This is a genomic window from Pseudomonas sp. NFACC43 (genome assembly GCF_900119645.1).
In the GTDB taxonomy this organism is placed as follows: Bacteria; Pseudomonadota; Gammaproteobacteria; order Pseudomonadales; family Pseudomonadaceae; genus Aquipseudomonas.
The window spans coordinates 541111-557751 of sequence record NZ_FPKK01000001.1; the positions used below are offsets into that span (position 1 = coordinate 541111).

The 16641-nt window shown below is 63.0% G+C and carries 18 protein-coding genes; 17 read left to right on the forward strand and 1 reads right to left on the reverse strand.

The features are described from left to right. Nucleotides 1-53: 53 nt before the first annotated feature. Entirely contained in the window at nucleotides 54-752 is a 699-nt protein-coding gene (locus tag BT179_RS02325) for an alpha/beta family hydrolase (RefSeq protein WP_072389036.1), read from the reverse strand. A gap of 95 nt (nucleotides 753-847) precedes the next feature. On the opposite strand from BT179_RS02325, the gene ccoN (BT179_RS02330) reads away from it, so the two are divergent. The 17 genes from ccoN (BT179_RS02330) to fnr all read left to right on the forward strand — a co-directional run bounded on the left by ccoN (BT179_RS02330) (nucleotide 848) and on the right by fnr (nucleotide 16636). Beyond that, nucleotides 848-2272, forward strand: coding sequence for a cytochrome-c oxidase, cbb3-type subunit I (gene ccoN, locus BT179_RS02330; RefSeq protein WP_072389038.1), 1425 nt, complete (start codon nucleotides 848-850; stop codon nucleotides 2270-2272). 10 nt (nucleotides 2273-2282) lie between these two features. Further along, nucleotides 2283-2891, forward strand: coding sequence for a cytochrome-c oxidase, cbb3-type subunit II (gene ccoO / locus BT179_RS02335; RefSeq protein ID WP_072389040.1), 609 nt, complete (start codon nucleotides 2283-2285; stop codon nucleotides 2889-2891). Between the two features lie 5 nt (nucleotides 2892-2896). Further along, nucleotides 2897-3100: a cbb3-type cytochrome oxidase subunit 3 gene (locus BT179_RS02340; RefSeq protein WP_072389042.1), complete on the forward strand. Its 204-nt coding sequence runs from the start codon at nucleotides 2897-2899 to the stop codon at nucleotides 3098-3100. After that, nucleotides 3097-4050 carry a cytochrome-c oxidase, cbb3-type subunit III gene (ccoP, locus tag BT179_RS02345; protein WP_072389044.1) on the forward strand — a complete coding sequence of 318 codons (954 nt, stop codon included), beginning with the start codon at nucleotides 3097-3099 and terminating at the stop codon, nucleotides 4048-4050. Before BT179_RS02340 ends, ccoP (BT179_RS02345) begins: the two co-directional genes overlap by 4 nt. Before the next feature lie 479 nt (nucleotides 4051-4529). Then, nucleotides 4530-5972: a cytochrome-c oxidase, cbb3-type subunit I gene (ccoN, locus tag BT179_RS02350; protein WP_053158760.1), complete on the forward strand. Its 1443-nt coding sequence runs from the start codon at nucleotides 4530-4532 to the stop codon at nucleotides 5970-5972. Beyond that, nucleotides 5972-6580: a cytochrome-c oxidase, cbb3-type subunit II gene (gene ccoO, locus BT179_RS02355; protein WP_053158763.1), complete on the forward strand. Its 609-nt coding sequence runs from the start codon at nucleotides 5972-5974 to the stop codon at nucleotides 6578-6580. The genes ccoN (BT179_RS02350) and ccoO (BT179_RS02355) overlap by 1 nt, the downstream gene beginning before the upstream one ends. A 5-nt stretch (nucleotides 6581-6585) precedes the next feature. Next, nucleotides 6586-6771 carry a CcoQ/FixQ family Cbb3-type cytochrome c oxidase assembly chaperone gene (locus tag BT179_RS02360; RefSeq protein ID WP_003183474.1) on the forward strand — a complete coding sequence of 62 codons (186 nt, stop codon included), beginning with the start codon at nucleotides 6586-6588 and terminating at the stop codon, nucleotides 6769-6771. After that, nucleotides 6768-7751 carry a cytochrome-c oxidase, cbb3-type subunit III gene (gene ccoP, locus BT179_RS02365; RefSeq protein WP_053158766.1) on the forward strand — a complete coding sequence of 328 codons (984 nt, stop codon included), beginning with the start codon at nucleotides 6768-6770 and terminating at the stop codon, nucleotides 7749-7751. The genes BT179_RS02360 and ccoP (BT179_RS02365) overlap by 4 nt, the downstream gene beginning before the upstream one ends. A 149-nt stretch (nucleotides 7752-7900) precedes the next feature. Next, the gene (locus tag BT179_RS02370) at nucleotides 7901-8155 is read left to right on the forward strand and encodes a type II toxin-antitoxin system Phd/YefM family antitoxin (protein WP_072430349.1); all 255 of its coding nucleotides are present in this window, start codon (nucleotides 7901-7903) and stop codon (nucleotides 8153-8155) included. Further along, nucleotides 8155-8577: a type II toxin-antitoxin system VapC family toxin gene (locus BT179_RS02375; protein WP_072430348.1), complete on the forward strand. Its 423-nt coding sequence runs from the start codon at nucleotides 8155-8157 to the stop codon at nucleotides 8575-8577. The genes BT179_RS02370 and BT179_RS02375 overlap by 1 nt, the downstream gene beginning before the upstream one ends. A 205-nt stretch (nucleotides 8578-8782) precedes the next feature. Next, nucleotides 8783-10198 carry a cytochrome c oxidase accessory protein CcoG gene (ccoG, locus tag BT179_RS02380; protein WP_072430347.1) on the forward strand — a complete coding sequence of 472 codons (1416 nt, stop codon included), beginning with the start codon at nucleotides 8783-8785 and terminating at the stop codon, nucleotides 10196-10198. Nucleotides 10199-10208: 10 nt separating this feature from the next. Further along, a complete protein-coding gene (locus tag BT179_RS02385) occupies nucleotides 10209-10748 on the forward strand; it encodes a FixH family protein (RefSeq protein WP_072430346.1) in 540 nt (179 codons plus the stop codon). Between the two features lie 161 nt (nucleotides 10749-10909). Then, a complete protein-coding gene (locus BT179_RS02390; protein ID WP_072430345.1) occupies nucleotides 10910-13360 on the forward strand; it encodes a heavy metal translocating P-type ATPase in 2451 nt (816 codons plus the stop codon). A gap of 25 nt (nucleotides 13361-13385) precedes the next feature. Next, nucleotides 13386-13604: a cbb3-type cytochrome oxidase assembly protein CcoS gene (ccoS, locus tag BT179_RS02395; RefSeq protein ID WP_053158784.1), complete on the forward strand. Its 219-nt coding sequence runs from the start codon at nucleotides 13386-13388 to the stop codon at nucleotides 13602-13604. Beyond that, nucleotides 13597-14280: a sulfite exporter TauE/SafE family protein gene (locus BT179_RS02400; protein WP_072389057.1), complete on the forward strand. Its 684-nt coding sequence runs from the start codon at nucleotides 13597-13599 to the stop codon at nucleotides 14278-14280. Before ccoS ends, BT179_RS02400 begins: the two co-directional genes overlap by 8 nt. A gap of 143 nt (nucleotides 14281-14423) precedes the next feature. After that, nucleotides 14424-15806: an oxygen-independent coproporphyrinogen III oxidase gene (gene hemN, locus BT179_RS02405; protein ID WP_072430344.1), complete on the forward strand. Its 1383-nt coding sequence runs from the start codon at nucleotides 14424-14426 to the stop codon at nucleotides 15804-15806. A 95-nt stretch (nucleotides 15807-15901) separates the two neighbouring features. Beyond that, complete coding sequence (gene fnr / locus BT179_RS02410) at nucleotides 15902-16636, forward strand: fumarate/nitrate reduction transcriptional regulator Fnr (protein WP_072389061.1); 735 nt, start codon at nucleotides 15902-15904, stop codon at nucleotides 16634-16636. The last annotated feature ends 5 nt before the right edge of the window (nucleotides 16637-16641 follow it).

Consider the following 16641-nt stretch of genomic DNA (forward strand, 5'->3'; position numbering starts at 1 on the left):
CCAGGTGCATCGCAATTGTGGGGGCGAGCCTGCTCGGGATGAGGCCATGGTCGTCAACCAAACGTTGATTGGAGAAATGCTGCCACCTTGCTCGCCGCCGTCTCCAGATGCTGCTCATGGCTGAATCCAGAAGCCTTCAATGGCTTCAAGTCATGATCCCCCGCCACCAGCCACAGCACTTCGATATCCGGTGACAAGGTATAGCCCTGGACCGTTTCACGGTTGCCCAACGCATCGCGCTCGCCCTGGACGATCAAGGTGGCGGTCTTCAGTCCCGCCAGATGCTCGACCCGTGGCTTCTCCGGCTTGCCCGCCGCATAGAAGGGATACCCCAGGCACACCAACGCGTCAGCGCCCAGCTCATCGGCCAGCAAACTCGCCATCCGCCCGCCCATGGACTTGCCGCCAATGGCCAGCCGCCCAGCGACATAAGGCCGCACCGTGGCGTACACCTCACGCCAACACTCCAGCAGTTTCGGTGCCGGGTTCGGAGGGCGCTTGCCACCGTCCTGGCGCCGTTGGGCCATGTAGGGAAACTCGAAGCGCAACACGTTGACCCCATGTGCGGCAAGGCGCGCGGCCATTTCGTCCATGAAACCACTGTCCATCGGCGCACCGGCTCCGTGGGCCAGGATCAGGGTTGGCGCCCCGGCATGCGAGGCCGGTTGCGCGGCGGTCCATAACCAGCCGTTTTGCGCCACGCACCGCGCCCATTGATCCCCGTCAATACTGGCCTTGTGCTGTTTGTCCATGCTTGCCTCGCTTTCAGTCTGCCTATAACTCCAGGCGAAGATGCCCCGCTGCCTTGCGCAGGCGCGCTCTTCGGCTGAACCGTGGATGGGGAACCATGAACACTTCTATCAGTACCGCCTACAACTACAAGGTGGTCCGCCAATTCGCCATTATGACGGTGGTGTGGGGCATCGTCGGCATGGGGCTCGGGGTTTTTCTCGCCGCCCAATTGGTCTGGCCACAGCTCAACTTCGATCTACCGTGGACCAGCTTCGGCCGCCTGCGCCCGCTGCACACCAACGCGGTGATCTTCGCCTTCGGTGGCTGCGCCCTGTTCGCCAGCTCGTTCTATTCGGTGCAGCGCACCTGCCAGACCCAGCTGTTTGCGCCAAAGCTCGCCGCATTCTGTTTCTGGGGCTGGCAACTGGTGATCCTGCTGGCGGCCATCAGCCTGCCGCTGGGCTACACCAGCTCCAAGGAATACGCCGAACTGGAATGGCCGATCGACATCCTGATCACCATCGTCTGGGTCGCCTACGCCATCGTGTTCTTCGGGACCGTGGCCAAGCGCAACACCAAGCACATCTACGTGGGCAACTGGTTCTTCGGTGGGTTCATCCTGACCGTGGCGATCCTGCACATCGTCAACAACCTGGAACTGCCGGTAAGCCTCACCAAGTCCTACTCGGTGTATGCCGGGGCCACGGACGCGATGGTGCAATGGTGGTACGGCCACAACGCCGTGGGCTTCTTCCTCACCGCAGGCTTCCTGGGGATGATGTACTACTTCGTGCCGAAACAGGCCGAGCGTCCGGTGTATTCCTATCGCCTGTCCATCGTGCACTTCTGGGCGCTGATCACCCTCTACATCTGGGCCGGTCCGCACCACCTGCACTACACCGCGCTGCCGGACTGGGCCCAATCCCTGGGCATGGTGATGTCGCTGATCCTGCTGGCACCGAGCTGGGGCGGCATGATCAACGGCATGATGACCCTCTCCGGCGCCTGGCATAAGCTGCGCAGCGACCCGATCCTGCGGTTCCTGGTGGTGTCCCTGGCGTTCTACGGCATGTCGACCTTCGAAGGTCCGATGATGGCGATCAAGACCGTCAACGCCCTCTCCCACTACACCGACTGGACCATCGGCCACGTACACGCCGGCGCCCTCGGCTGGGTGGCAATGATCTCCATCGGCGCGCTGTATCACATGATCCCGAAAGTCTTCGGCCGCACGCAGATGCACAGCATCGGCCTGATCAACGCGCACTTCTGGCTCGCGACCATCGGCACCGTGCTCTACATCGCCTCGATGTGGGTCAACGGCATCGCCCAGGGCCTGATGTGGCGCGCGGTGAACGAAGACGGGACCCTCACCTACTCCTTCGTCGAAACCCTGGTGGCCAGCCACCCCGGCTTCGTCGTGCGGCTGGCAGGCGGGGCGATCTTCCTCATCGGCATGCTGCTGATGGCCTACAACACCTGGCGCACCGTGCGGGCCTACCAGCCTGCCGAAGCCGCCGCTGCCGCGCAGATGGCCTGAGGAGTCCGCCATGAAACACGAAACAATCGAAAAAAACGTCGGCCTGCTGATGCTGCTGATGGTCCTGGCCGTGAGCATCGGTGGCCTGACCCAGATCGTCCCTCTGTTCTTCCAGGACGTGACCAACAAGCCGGTGGACGGCATGAAGCCCTACACCGCCCTGCAACTGGAAGGCCGCGACATCTATATCCGTGAAGGCTGCGTCGGTTGCCACTCGCAGATGATCCGTCCGTTCCGCGCCGAGACCGAACGCTACGGCCACTACTCGGTCGCCGGCGAAAGCGTCTGGGACCATCCGTTCCTGTGGGGTTCCAAGCGCACCGGTCCGGACCTGGCCCGGGTTGGCGCGCGCTACTCCGATGACTGGCACCGCGCCCACCTGTACAACCCGCGCAACGTCGTGCCCGAGTCGAAGATGCCGGCCTACCCGTGGCTGGTGACCAAGGCGGTGGACAGCAGCCATACCGAAGCCAAGCTGCGCACCATGCGCACCCTGGGCGTGCCGTACACCGACGATGACATCAGCGCCAGCGTGGCCTCGCTCCAGGGCAAGACCGAAATGGACGCGCTGGTGGCCTACCTGCAAGTGCTCGGCACTGCCATCAAGAGCAAGAGGTGAGCCCCATGTTTCTTGAAATGAGCACTGGAATGATCCGAGGGCTGGGCACGGTCGTGGTCTTCGTTGCCTTCGTCGGCCTGATCCTGTGGGTCTTCAGCAGCAAACGCGGCCCTGAATTCGCCCAGGCCCGCCTGCTGCCGTTCGCCGACGAGCCACCCGCCGACACCGCCAATCCCCAAGACCCTGCAACAAGGAGTACCCGGCCATGACCACCTTCTGGAGTACGTGGATCTGCGTACTGACCATCGGCAGCCTCATCGGCCTGACCTGGCTGCTGATCGGCACCCGCAAGGGCGAGACCAAGGGCAGCGTCGACCAGACCATGGGCCACAGCTTCGACGGCATCGAGGAGTACGACAACCCGCTGCCGCAGTGGTGGTTCCTGTTGTTCGCCGGCACCCTGGTGTTTTCCGTCGGCTACCTGGTCCTTTACCCGGGCCTGGGCAACTGGAAAGGCATCCTGCCCGGCTACGAGAATGGCTGGACCGGCGCCCATGAGTGGGAAAAGGAAATGGCCAAGGCCGACGCCAGGTTCGGACCGATCTTCGCCAAATTCGCCGCGATGCCGGTGGAAGAAGTCGCCAAGGACCCGCAGGCCCTGAAGATGGGCGGTCGCTTGTTCGCCTCAAACTGCTCGGTCTGCCACGGCTCCGACGCCAAGGGCGCGTTCGGCTTCCCGAACCTGGCCGACAGCAACTGGCGCTGGGGCGGCAATGCCGAAACCATCAAGGCCACGATCATGGGCGGTCGCATGGCGGCAATGCCGGCCTGGGGCGAGGTGCTGGGCGATGCCGGGGTCAAGAACGTAGCCGCCTATGTGCGTCATGACCTGGCCGGCCTGCCGTTGCCAGCGGACAGCGGCGCCGACCTGGAAGCCGGCAAGCAGGCCTTCAATACCACCTGTGTCGCCTGCCATGGCGCCACCGGCCAGGGCACCGAAGCCATGGGCGCGCCGAACCTGACGCAACCGGCTGGCTTCATCTACGGCACCAGCCTGGCACAGCTGCAGCAGACCATTCGCCATGGTCGCCAGGGTCATATGCCGGCCCAGAACGAACTGCTGGGCAATGACAAGGTGCAGTTGCTTGCAGCTTACGTCTACAGCCTGTCCCACCCTGCCGGTGCCGAGCGCCTGCAGGCTGAACACAAAAGCCAATAAATCCTGACCACACCAACAACCGCATTCACTCGAATGCGGTTGTTCGCCTCACTGCGCGACGCATTGTCGCACCCTCCCATGATCTTCCTTTCGGTTCACCGCAATCGGGTCTAAGCTCTCCTCTGCGTGTACTGGCGACTGCCGGTTTCAGGTCGACCCGACCCGATGTGTTCGACAATCGTTCGATAAAAATGCCGCAAAGACAGGCAGATACCGGCTATTTTCGAGATAGCTGCGTATCACCCGAACCCGTTGTGTGAACACACCCCGTTACAACCGACCCGACCCCCTCGCCTCTTTCCTTTGCCGCGGCTGTTTGCCGGGGCCGGATTTTGTCCCTACGCAATACATGGAAAGGCCGCAGAATCAGCGTTGGAAAGCATTGACCCAGGTCATGGCGCGTTGCAATGACCCCCTGCTTTCTCCATACTGCGGCCGATTTTTATCCTAATAAAACACCCAAACCGTGGAACCTTAGAATGAGCACAGCAATCAGTCCGACTGCTTATAACTATAAGGTAGTCCGCCAGTTCGCCATCATGACGGTGGTCTGGGGGATCCTTGGCATGGGGCTCGGTGTCTTCATCGCCTCGCAACTGGTCTGGCCGGAGTTGAACTTCGATCTGCCATGGACGACGTTTGGACGCCTGCGCCCACTGCACACCAACCTGGTGATCTTCGCCTTCGGTGGTTGTGCATTGTTTGCCACTTCCTACTACGTCGTGCAGCGAACCTGCCAAACGCGACTGATTTCCGACAGCCTCGCCGCCTTCACCTTCTGGGGTTGGCAAGCGGTGATCGTCGGCGCGATCGTGACCCTGCCAATGGGTTTCACCACCACCAAGGAATACGCCGAACTGGAATGGCCCCTGGCTATCCTGCTGGCCATCGTCTGGGTGACCTACGGTCTGGTGTTCTTCGGCACCATCGTCAAGCGCAAGACCAAGCACATCTATGTGGGCAACTGGTTCTACGGTGCCTTCATCGTCGTGACGGCCATGCTGCACATCGTCAACCACATGTCGTTGCCGGTCAGCCTGTTCAAGTCGTACTCGGCCTACTCGGGCGCGACCGACGCGATGATCCAGTGGTGGTACGGCCACAACGCCGTGGGCTTCTTCCTGACCACCGGCTTCTTGGGGATGATGTACTACTTCGTGCCGAAGCAGGCCGAGCGGCCGATCTACTCCTATCGCCTGTCCATCGTGCACTTCTGGGCGCTGATCACCCTGTACATCTGGGCCGGTCCGCACCACCTGCACTACACCGCGCTGCCGGACTGGGCCCAGTCCCTGGGCATGGCGATGTCGATCATCCTGCTGGCACCAAGCTGGGGCGGCATGATCAACGGCATGATGACCCTCTCCGGCGCCTGGCATAAGCTGCGTACCGACCCGATCCTGCGGTTCCTGGTGGTGTCCCTGGCGTTCTACGGCATGTCGACCTTCGAAGGCCCGATGATGGCGATCAAGACCGTCAACTCCCTCTCCCACTACACCGACTGGACCATCGGCCACGTACACGCCGGCGCCCTCGGCTGGGTAGCGATGATCTCCATCGGCGCCATCTACCACATGATCCCGAAACTGTTCGGTCGTGCGCAGATGCACAGCACCGGCCTGATCAACGCGCATTTCTGGCTCGCGACCATCGGTACCGTGCTCTACATCGCCTCGATGTGGGTCAACGGCATCACCCAGGGCCTGATGTGGCGTGCAATCAACGATGACGGCACCCTGACCTACTCGTTCGTCGAGGCGCTGCAAGCCAGTCACCCTGGTTTCATCGTGCGTGCCCTGGGCGGCGCGTTCTTCGCCAGCGGCATGCTGCTCATGGCCTACAACGTGTACCGCACCGTTCGTGCTTCTGACCCGGCTGAAGCTGAAGCCGCCGCCAAGATCGCCGTAGTTGGAGCTCACTGATGAAGCACGAAGCAGTAGAGAAGAATATCGGCCTGCTGGCCTTCTTCATGGTCATCGCCGTCAGCGTCGGCGGCCTGACCCAGATCGTTCCGCTGTTTTTCCAGGACGTGACCAACAAGCCGGTCGAAGGCATGAAGCCGCGCACCGCCCTTGAACTGGAAGGCCGCGACGTCTATATCGCCAACGGCTGTGTCGGCTGCCATTCGCAGATGATCCGTCCGTTCCGCGCCGAGACCGAACGCTACGGCCACTACTCGGTCGCCGGCGAAAGCGTCTGGGACCACCCGTTCCTGTGGGGCTCCAAGCGCACCGGTCCGGACCTGGCCCGTGTTGGCGGTCGCTACTCCGACGATTGGCAGCGTGCGCACCTGTACAACCCGCGCAACGTGGTGCCGGAGTCGAAAATGCCGGCCTACCCGTTCCTCGTAGAAAACAAGCTCGACGGCAAAGACACCGCGAAAAAAATGGAAGTCCTGCGCAGCCTGGGCGTTCCTTACACCGACGAAGACATCGCCGGTGCCAGGGATGCCGTGAAGGGCAAGACTGAAATGGACGCGCTGGTGGCCTATCTGCAAGGCCTGGGCACCATCATCAAAAGCAAACGGTGATTTAGATGGATATCGGGATGATTCGTGGCCTGGGCACCGTCGTCGTGATGGTGGCCTTTATCGGTCTGGCCCTGTGGGTGTTCAGCCCCAAGCGCAAGTCGGAGTTTGACGACGCGACCTTGCTGCCGTTCGCGGATGATCCCGAAGCCATCAAGCACGTCGAGCAAGCTTCTAGGAGTAACAAAGAATGACTACGTTCTGGAGTCTGTACGTCACAGTCCTCAGTCTGGGAACCATCTTCTCCCTGACCTGGCTGCTGCTGTCGACCCGCAAGGGCCAGCGCGCCGAACAAACGGACGAGACCGTTGGCCACTCGTTCGATGGCATCGAGGAATATGACAACCCTCTGCCAAAGTGGTGGTTCATGCTGTTCGTGGGCACCATCGTGTTCGCCCTCGGTTACCTGGTGCTCTACCCGGGCCTGGGCAACTGGAAAGGCCTGCTGCCGGGCTATAACTACCTGGACACCGAAAAGCAGACCCCTTTCGCCAATGGCCAGACCGGCTGGACCGGCGTGCACGAATGGGAAAAGGAAATGGCTCGTTCGGACGCAAAGTTCGGTCCGATCTTCGCCAAATTCGCATCCATGCCCATCGAAGAAGTCGCCAAGGACCCGCAAGCCCTGAAGATGGGTGGCCGCCTGTTCGCCTCCAACTGCTCGGTCTGCCACGGCTCCGACGCCAAGGGCGCCTATGGCTTCCCCAACCTGACCGACGCCGACTGGCGCTGGGGCGGTGAACCGGAAACCATCAAGACCACCATCATGGGCGGTCGTCACGCGGTCATGCCGGGTTGGGCTGCCGTGGTGGGCGAGCAAGGCGTAGCCGACGTGGCCTCCTACGTAGTGACCAGCCTGCACGGTCGCAAGCTGCCGGAAGGTGCCAAGGCCGATCCGGCCAACGGCCAGAAACTGTTCGCGGCCAACTGCGTGGCCTGTCACGGCCCGGCCGGCAAAGGCACGCCTGCCATGGGCGCGCCTGACCTGACGCATCCAGCCGGCTTCATCTACGGTTCGAGTTTCGCCCAGCTGCAGCAGACCATCCGTTACGGCCGCCAGGGCCAGATGCCGGCCCAGGCCGACCTGCAAGGCAACGACAAGGTCCACTTGCTGGCTGCCTATGTCTACAGCCTGTCTCACGGCGAGAAAGCACCTGCGGCCGACGCCCAGTAAAGCTAACGCCTGATGTACCGAAGGCCCCGTCAACCAGCGTTGACGGGGCCTTTTTGTTTGCCGGTGCGACAGGACGAAATGGTTTTATCTTGCCCGCAATCAGCGCCGGTAGTAACGTGCCTACATTCAGTTCTATTGAGGACGCCGCCATGTCCATCACCACTATTTCCAGCCGCGAATTCAACCACGACACAAGTGGTGCCAAAAAAGCCACCCGCCAGGGGCCGGTCATCATCACCGACCGTGGCAAGCCGGCCCACGTGCTGCTAAGCATTGAGGAGTACCAGAAACTGACCGGCGTTGGCACCAGCATTGTCGAGTTGCTGGTCATGCCCGACACACCGGATATCGATTTCGATACCGAACGTGCCGTCATCTCTCCTCGACCGGTGGACCTGTCCTGATGTATCTGCTCGACACTAACGTCATCTCGGAACTGCGCAAGCCTCAAGCCGATAAGAACGTACAGGCCTGGGCGCGTGGCGTGCCCGCCCCTAGCCTTTACCTCTCGGCGATTACCGTATTGGAATTGGAAACCGGCGTGTTGCGCTTCGAACGCAGGGACCCGGTACAAGGCAGCCGCCTGCGCGAATGGCTGGACAACCATGTCATGCCCGCATTCGCCGGAAGAATCCTGGCGGTCGACCGCGCTGTCGCGCTGCGCTGCGCTCGCCTGCACGTTCCGGATCGCAGCAATGAATGCGATGCACTGATTGCTGCCACTGCATTGGTCCACGGGCTGACCTTAGTCACCCGCAACGTGAGTGATTTTCATAACAGCGGCGTGGCAGTGCTCAACCCATGGTCATCCAGTCCAGCCGCTTGAGACGGCAGCTCCTACAATAGTCAATTGATCTGGGTCATGACTTGTTACATCCGCTACACCATTCTATGCAGACGCCCAACGCGACCAAAGGTCGCACCCGTGGCCTGAAGCGACAGGCGTATCATTGCGCCATTGCAACGCCCTTTCTGACCGTGGTCGGCACGTACTGGCCTCGGCACTTTTCCACTGCCGTGGGATGCATTCGATGAGTAACCAGATTCCGGTACATGACGTCACCCCGCCTGCCAAGGACGCGAACAAAACCGTCGACCTTTATGCCTCTCGGGAAAAGATCTACACGCGTGCCTTCACCGGCCTGTTCCGCAACCTGCGGATGGTCGGCGGCGCATTACTGTTCCTGCTGTATTTCGGTACGGTCTGGCTGAACTGGGGTGGCCACCAGGCCGTCTGGTGGAACCTGCCGGAACGCAAGTTCTTCATCTTCGGCGCGACCTTCTGGCCCCAGGACTTCATCCTGCTGTCGGGACTGCTGATCATCGCGGCCTTCGGCCTGTTCTTCATCACGGTCTATGCAGGGCGGATCTGGTGTGGCTATACCTGTCCGCAGAGCGTGTGGACCTGGATCTTCATGTGGTGTGAAAAAGTCACCGAAGGCGACCGCAACCAGCGCATCAAGCTGGACAAGGCGCCCATGAGCGCCAACAAATTCCTGCGCAAGTTCGCCAAGCACAGCCTGTGGCTGCTGATCGGCTTCGTCACCGGCATGACCTTCGTCGGCTACTTCACCCCCATTCGCGAACTGGTCTTCGAATTCTTCACCGGCCAGGCCGACGGCTGGTCGTATTTCTGGGTCGGCTTCTTCACCCTCGCCACCTATGGCAACGCCGGTTGGCTGCGCGAGCAGGTGTGCATCTACATGTGCCCCTATGCCCGCTTCCAGAGCGTGATGTTCGACAAGGACACCCTGATCGTGTCCTACGATCCGCGTCGCGGCGAAAGCCGTGGCCCGCGCAAGAAAGGCATCGACTACAAGGCCCTTGGACTGGGGGACTGCATCGACTGCACCATGTGCGTCCAGGTCTGCCCCACCGGTATCGATATCCGCGACGGCCTGCAGATCGAGTGCATCGGCTGTGCCGCCTGCATCGACGCCTGCGACAACATCATGGACAAGATGGACTACCCCCGCGGCCTGATCAGCTACACCACCGAACACAACCTGTCGGGGCAGAAAACCCATAAACTGCGTCCGCGCCTGATCGGCTATGCCCTGGTCCTGCTGACCATGATCAGCCTGCTGGTAACCGCGTTCTTCATGCGTTCGCTGGTGGGCTTCGACGTCAGCAAGGACCGCGTGCTGTACCGCGAGAACGCTGAAGGCCGGATCGAAAACGTCTACAGCCTGAAAATCATGAACAAGGACCAGCGCGATCACACCTATGTGCTGCAAGCCACCGGCCTGCCTGACCTCAAGCTTCAGGGCCGGCGGGAAATCAAGGTCGCGGCCGGCGACATCTTCAGCCAGCCGGTTGAACTGTCCAGCGCTCCGGATCAACTGCCGTCCAGCACCAATGAGGTGACTTTCATCCTCAAGGATGCCGATGACGACAGCGTTCATGTTGAAGCCAAGAGCCGGTTCATCGGCCCACAAACTCGTTGAGAGAAATGACATGCCTGCAGCAACTGCCTCCAGCCCTTGGTACAAGCACCTCTGGCCCTGGATCATCATCGGCATCCTGACCTGCTCGGTGGTGCTGAGCCTGTCCATGGTGACCATCGCGGTGAACACCCCGGACAACCTGGTGAACGACAACTACTACGAAGCCGGCAAGGGCATCAACCGCTCCCTGGAGCGCGAGCTGCTGGGCCAGACCCTGCAGTTGCATGCCAATGTGCAGCTCGATGACGTCACCGGCGAAGTGAACCTGCGCCTGAGCGGCAACAGCCGGCCCCAGACCCTGGAACTGAGCCTGATTTCGCCGACCCAGCCGGAGAAGGACCGCAAGGTCGTCCTGACCCGCAACGACAGCGAGCCTGGGCGGTATGTCGGACAGTTGACAGACAAGATCGAAGGCCGGCGCTTCGTGGAACTGCTGGGCATGGAGAACGGCAAGACCTGGCGCCTGTTCGAGGAAGAACAGATCAACCATGACCAGGACGTCTTGCTCGGTGACGAGCCGCTGCAAGGCGCTGAAGACTTGCACAAATAAGCCGCTTTTCCTGTGGCCAAGGAGTTGCTCCCATTGGGCCGCTAAGCGGCCCTGTGTTTGGTCCGGCGCCCCTTTCAGGCATATTGCGTTCTCTGACAACGGCGGCTCGTCGCCGAGCGGGAGCAAGCTCCCTCGCCACAAAAGGCTTTCATGCGACAACCATGACCACTCCACAGCCCTGCTACCACTGCGCCCTGCCCGTGCCTCCCGGCAGTCGCTTTACCGCCGTTGTCCTGGGTGAAACCCGCGAGCTGTGCTGCCCGGGCTGCCAGGCGGTGGCCCAGGCCATCGTGGCAGGCGGCCTGGAGAGTTATTATCAGCATCGCAGCGAGGCCTCGGCCAACCCCGAGACCCTGCCCACCCAGTTGACCGACGAACTGGCCCTGTATGACCGTCCCGATATCCAGCAATCCTTTGTGCGCCACGAGGGCGAACTGGCGCAAGCCACCCTGCTGATGGAGGGCATCAGTTGCGCCGCCTGCGGCTGGCTGATCGAGAAACAGCTGCGCAGCCTGCCGGACGTGGCCGAGGCGCGCTTGAACCTCTCCAACCATCGCCTGCATGTACGCTGGGCCGACGCTCGCTTGCCCCTGAGCACGCTGCTCGCCGAATTGCGCCGCATCGGCTACGCCGCCCACCCGTACCACGCCGACCAGGCCAGCGAACAGCTCGCTGCACAGAACCGCCTGGCCCTGCGTCAGCTCGGCGTGGCCGGATTGCTGTGGTTCCAGGCCATGATGGCGACCATGGCCACCTGGCCGGAATTCAACATCGACCTGAGCCCCGAGATGCACACCATCCTGCGCTGGGTCGCGCTGTTCCTCACCACCCCGATCGTGTTCTACAGCTGCGCGCCTTTCTTCAAGGGCGCGATGCGTGACCTGCGCACCCGCCACCTGACCATGGACGTTTCCGTGTCCCTGGCCATCGGCAGTGCCTATGTCGCCGGAATCTGGACCTCCATCACCGGTACGGGAGAACTGTATTTCGACGCCGTGGGCATGTTCGCCCTGTTCCTGCTGGCCGGCCGATACCTGGAGCGCCGGGCCCGGGAACGTACCGCCGCCGCCACCGCGCAACTGGTCAACCTGTTGCCCGCGTCGTGCCTGCGCCTGGAAGACAACGGCCAGAGTGAACGCATCCTGCTCAGCGAGTTGCGCGTCGGCGACCGGGTACTGGTACAGCCCGGCGCGACCCTGCCGGCCGATGGCCGGATCCTCGACGGCCAGTCCAGTGTCGACGAGTCGCTGCTGACCGGCGAATACCTGCCCCAGCCTCGCCAGGCGGGCGATGCAGTCACTGCCGGCACGCTCAACGTCGAAGGAGCGCTGACGGTCGAAGTACTGGCCCTGGGACAAGACACTCGGTTGTCGGCCATCGTGCGCCTGCTGGAACGAGCCCAGGCCGAAAAACCGCGCCTGGCGGAAATCGCCGACCGCGCCGCCCAGTGGTTCCTGCTGTTTTCCCTGATCGCCGTGGCCGCCATCGGCCTGTTGTGGTGGCAACTGGATGCGTCCAGGGCATTCTGGATCGTCCTGGCGATGCTGGTCGCCACTTGCCCTTGCGCATTGTCCCTGGCGACCCCCACCGCCCTCACGGCCGCCACCGGCTCCCTGCACAAGCTCGGGCTGCTGTTGACCCGCGGGCATGTGCTGGAGGGATTGAATCAGATCGATACGGTGATTTTCGACAAGACCGGCACCCTCACCGAAGGTCGCCTGGCCTTGCGTGCCATTCGTCCGCTGGCCGCCCTGGACAGCGACCAGTGCCTGGGCTTGGCCGCAGCCCTGGAAAACCGCTCCGAGCATCCCATCGCCCGCGCCTTCGGGCGTGCGCCCCTGGCCGCCGAGCAAGTGCAAAGCACCCCGGGGCTGGGCCTGGAGGGATGGGTGGCCGAACGACGCCTGCGCATCGGCCACCCCGGCTTCGTTTGTGAGTTGAGCGGCGCCACCGTTCCATCGATGCCAGACGAACCCGGTCAATGGCTGCTGCTGGGCGATACCGACGGGCCGCTGGCGTGGTTTGTCCTGGACGATCGGCTACGCGCCGATGCCCCGGCACTGCTGGCGGCCTGCAAGGCGCGCGGCTGGCGTACGCTGCTGCTGTCGGGCGACAGCTCGCCGATGGTGGCCGGCGTGGCGGCCGAACTGGGCATCGACGAGGCCCGGGGTGGCCTGCGCCCGGACGACAAACTGGCGGTGCTGCAGCAGTTGCACCAGCAGGGTCACAAGGTACTGATGCTCGGCGACGGCGTGAACGACGTGCCGGTGCTGGCGGCCGCGGACATCAGCGTCGCCATGGGCTCGGCCACCGACCTGGCCAAGACCAGCGCCGACGCGGTGCTCCTGTCCAACCGCCTCGACGCCCTGGTCCACGCCTTCGCCCTGGCCCGCCGCACCCGCCGGGTGATTATCGAGAACCTGGCGTGGGCCGCGCTGTACAATGGCCTCATGCTGCCGTTCGCCGCCCTCGGCTGGATCACACCGGTTTGGGCGGCGGTCGGTATGTCCATCAGTTCGTTGACCGTGGTGTTGAATGCGCTGAGGCTGACTCGCCAGCCCCGGGCGCCCGTTTGCGCCACCACCCCCGACACCCGCCCGCTGCCGGCCTGAGCCGCGCGGGCATGGAGTTCCGACAATGCCAGCTCTGTATGTGATGATCCCGGCGGCACTGCTGATCGTCGCCATCGCCGTCTACATCTTCTTCTGGGCCGTGGACAGCGGGCAGTACGACGACCTCGACGGCCCGGCCCACAGCATCCTGTTCGACGACCAGGACCCGAACCACAAGGCCGCGGTGGACGAGGCCGACGGTCAACCCCGCGAACCGGACGACAAGGCCCCTCCTCATGCTTGAGCTGGCGCCGCAACTGGTCTCGGCGGTCATTCTCGGCCTGTTGGGCGGTGGGCACTGCCTGGGTATGTGCGGCGGCCTCATGGGCGCCCTGACCCTGGCGATTCCCAAGGAACAGCGCAGCCGGCGCTTGCGGCTGCTGCTGGCGTACAACCTGGGACGGATCCTGAGCTATGCCACCGCCGGACTGCTGATCGGCCTGGCCGGCTGGGCTGTCGCCAACAGCGCAGCGGCGATGATCCTGCGGGTCCTGGCCGGCTTGCTGCTGATCGCCATGGGCCTGTACCTGGCGGGCTGGTGGAGCGGCCTGACCCGTATCGAAAGCGTCGGTCGCGGGCTGTGGCGGCTCATCCAGCCCGTCGCCAATCGCTTGCTCCCTGTTTCGAGCCTGCCTCGGGCCCTGCTGCTGGGCGCGTTATGGGGCTGGCTGCCGTGCGGCCTGGTCTACAGCACCCTGTTGTGGTCGGCGAGCCAGGGCAACGCGCTGGACAGCGCGCTCTTGATGCTTGCCTTCGGCCTCGGCACCTGGCCGGTACTGCTCGCCACGGGCCTGGCGGCAGAGCGCGTCACGGCGCTGTTGCGCAAGCGCAGCGTGCGCGTGGCCGGCGGGCTGCTGGTGATGGTCTTCGGCCTCTGGACCCTGCCGGGGCCGCACCAGCATTGGCTCATGGGGCACTGATCGGCAACCGTCATCCCTCGCAGGCTCGCTCGTACACTCACCACGCCCCTGCCCACAGTCGACGCCCGTTGATGCAAATCAAGACGCTCCCCCGCTGGCATCCCTAGACTCGCCCCATGCCAGTTTATCCGGGGAACGCCCGCATGCTCGACGCCATTCGTTGGGACCCAGACCTGATCCGCCGCTATGACCTGGCGGGGCCTCGCTACACCTCGTACCCGACCGCGGCGCAATTCACCAGCCAGGTGGGGACCTTCGACCTGCTCCACGCCCTGCGCGAGAGCCGCAAGGCATTGCGGCCACTGTCGCTGTACGTGCACGTGCCGTTCTGCGCGAACATCTGCTACTACTGCGCCTGCAACAAAGTCATCACCAAGGACCGGGGCCGTGCCCACGCCTACCTGCAGCGCCTGGAACAGGAAATCCAGCTGATCGGTTGCCATCTGGACCCGACCCAGCGCGTGGAACAGTTGCACCTGGGCGGCGGCACGCCAACGTTCCTCAGCCATGACGAGTTGCGCCAGTTGATGGCCAAGCTGCGCAAGCACCTGAATCTGCAGGACGACGATTCCGGCGACTACGGCATCGAGATCGATCCACGGGAAGCCGACTGGTCCACCATGGGCCTGTTGCGGGAACTGGGATTCAACCGGGTCAGCATCGGCGTGCAGGACCTCGACCCTGCCGTGCAGCGGGCCGTCAATCGCCTGCAAAGCCTGGATGAAACCCGCGCCGTGATCGAGGCGGCCCGCACCTTGCAATTTCGCTCGATCAACATCGACCTGATCTACGGCCTGCCCAAACAGACCCCGGAAAACTTTGCCCGCACCGTACAGGAGGTCATCCAGCTGCAGCCCGATCGCCTGTCGGTGTTCAATTATGCCCATCTGCCGGAGCGCTTCATGCCCCAGCGGCGCATCGACAGCCAGGACCTGCCGAGCCCCGTGCAAAAGCTGGCCATGCTGCAAGGCACCATCGAACAGCTGACCGCCGCCGGTTACCGCTACATTGGCATGGACCACTTCGCCCTGCCCGACGACGACCTGGCGATCGCCCAGGAAGAGGCCACCCTGCAACGCAATTTCCAGGGCTACACCACCCATGGCCACTGCGACCTGATCGGCCTCGGCGTGTCGGCCATCAGCCAGATCGGCGACCTGTACTGCCAGAACAACAGCGATTTGAACCAGTACCAGAACACCCTGGCCGACGGCCAACTGGCGACCAGTCGCGGCCTGCTCTGCACCGCCGACGACCGCCTGCGGCGGGCGGTGATCCAGCAGTTGATCTGCCATTTCAACCTGGAATTCGCCGAGATCGAGCGAGCCTTCGACATCGATTTCGTCGAGTACTTCGCCTCGGTGTGGCCATCCCTGCAAGTCATGGCCGACGATGGCCTGATCGAGCTCGACAGCGAACACATCAGGGTCCTGCCCGCCGGGCGCCTGCTGGTGCGCTCGGTGTGCATGGTGTTCGACGCCTATCTGGAGCAGCAAAATCGCCAGCGCTTCTCCCGCGTGATCTGAGCGCGACAATTTGACGACGAAAGCGCACTGGCCGGGTTGCCTGAGCTGGGTTACCCTTACGGCTGATGTGTGTTTTTCCCACAAGGATTAAAGAAATGTCCGAGCCCGTCAAATTGCGCGCACACAACCAGGCCCATTGCAAGGATTGCAGCCTGGCCCCTCTATGCCTGCCACTTTCTCTGAATCTGGAGGACATGGACGCGCTGGACGAAATCGTCAAGCGGGGCCGCCCCTTGAAGAAAGGTGAGTTCCTGTTCCGCCAGGGCGACACGTTCGACTCCGTGTACGCCGTGCGATCGGGCGCCTTGAAGACGTTCAACCTCAGTGACAGCGGCGAGGAGCAGCTCACCGGTTTCCACCTGCCCAGCGAGCTGGTGGGCCTGTCAGGCATGGACACCGAAAGCCATCCGGTCTCGGCCCAGGCGCTGGAAACCACCTCGGTCTGCGAGATTCCGTTCGAACGCCTCGACGAACTGGCGCTGCAACTGCCACAGCTGCGTCGCCAACTGATGCGGGTGATGAGCCGCGAGATCCGCGACGATCAGCAGATGATGCTGCTGCTCTCGAAAAAGACCGCCGACGAGCGCATCGCCACCTTCCTGGTCAACCTCTCCGCGCGCTTCCGTGCCCGGGGCTTCTCCGCCAACCAGTTCCGCCTGAGCATGTCGCGCAACGAAATCGGCAACTACCTGGGCCTGGCCGTGGAAACCGTGTCGCGGGTATTCACCCGCTTCCAGCAGAACGAACTGATCGCTGCCGAAGGCAAGGAAATCCACATCCTCGACCCGATCCAGCTCTGCGCCCTGGCCGGCGGCTCGATCGACGGCTGATGAAT

Coding starts and splice junctions, on each gene's coding strand:
- BT179_RS02325 (WP_072389036.1), bottom strand. CDS start 752: ATGGACAAACAGCACAAGGCCAGTATTGACGGGGATCAATGGGCGCGG.
- ccoN (WP_072389038.1), top strand. CDS start 848: ATGAACACTTCTATCAGTACCGCCTACAACTACAAGGTGGTCCGCCAA.
- ccoO (WP_072389040.1), top strand. CDS start 2,283: ATGAAACACGAAACAATCGAAAAAAACGTCGGCCTGCTGATGCTGCTG.
- BT179_RS02340 (WP_072389042.1), top strand. CDS start 2,897: ATGTTTCTTGAAATGAGCACTGGAATGATCCGAGGGCTGGGCACGGTC.
- ccoP (WP_072389044.1), top strand. CDS start 3,097: ATGACCACCTTCTGGAGTACGTGGATCTGCGTACTGACCATCGGCAGC.
- ccoN (WP_053158760.1), top strand. CDS start 4,530: ATGAGCACAGCAATCAGTCCGACTGCTTATAACTATAAGGTAGTCCGC.
- ccoO (WP_053158763.1), top strand. CDS start 5,972: ATGAAGCACGAAGCAGTAGAGAAGAATATCGGCCTGCTGGCCTTCTTC.
- BT179_RS02360 (WP_003183474.1), top strand. CDS start 6,586: ATGGATATCGGGATGATTCGTGGCCTGGGCACCGTCGTCGTGATGGTG.
- ccoP (WP_053158766.1), top strand. CDS start 6,768: ATGACTACGTTCTGGAGTCTGTACGTCACAGTCCTCAGTCTGGGAACC.
- BT179_RS02370 (WP_072430349.1), top strand. CDS start 7,901: ATGTCCATCACCACTATTTCCAGCCGCGAATTCAACCACGACACAAGT.
- BT179_RS02375 (WP_072430348.1), top strand. CDS start 8,155: ATGTATCTGCTCGACACTAACGTCATCTCGGAACTGCGCAAGCCTCAA.
- ccoG (WP_072430347.1), top strand. CDS start 8,783: ATGAGTAACCAGATTCCGGTACATGACGTCACCCCGCCTGCCAAGGAC.
- BT179_RS02385 (WP_072430346.1), top strand. CDS start 10,209: ATGCCTGCAGCAACTGCCTCCAGCCCTTGGTACAAGCACCTCTGGCCC.
- BT179_RS02390 (WP_072430345.1), top strand. CDS start 10,910: ATGACCACTCCACAGCCCTGCTACCACTGCGCCCTGCCCGTGCCTCCC.
- ccoS (WP_053158784.1), top strand. CDS start 13,386: ATGCCAGCTCTGTATGTGATGATCCCGGCGGCACTGCTGATCGTCGCC.
- BT179_RS02400 (WP_072389057.1), top strand. CDS start 13,597: ATGCTTGAGCTGGCGCCGCAACTGGTCTCGGCGGTCATTCTCGGCCTG.
- hemN (WP_072430344.1), top strand. CDS start 14,424: ATGCTCGACGCCATTCGTTGGGACCCAGACCTGATCCGCCGCTATGAC.
- fnr (WP_072389061.1), top strand. CDS start 15,902: ATGTCCGAGCCCGTCAAATTGCGCGCACACAACCAGGCCCATTGCAAG.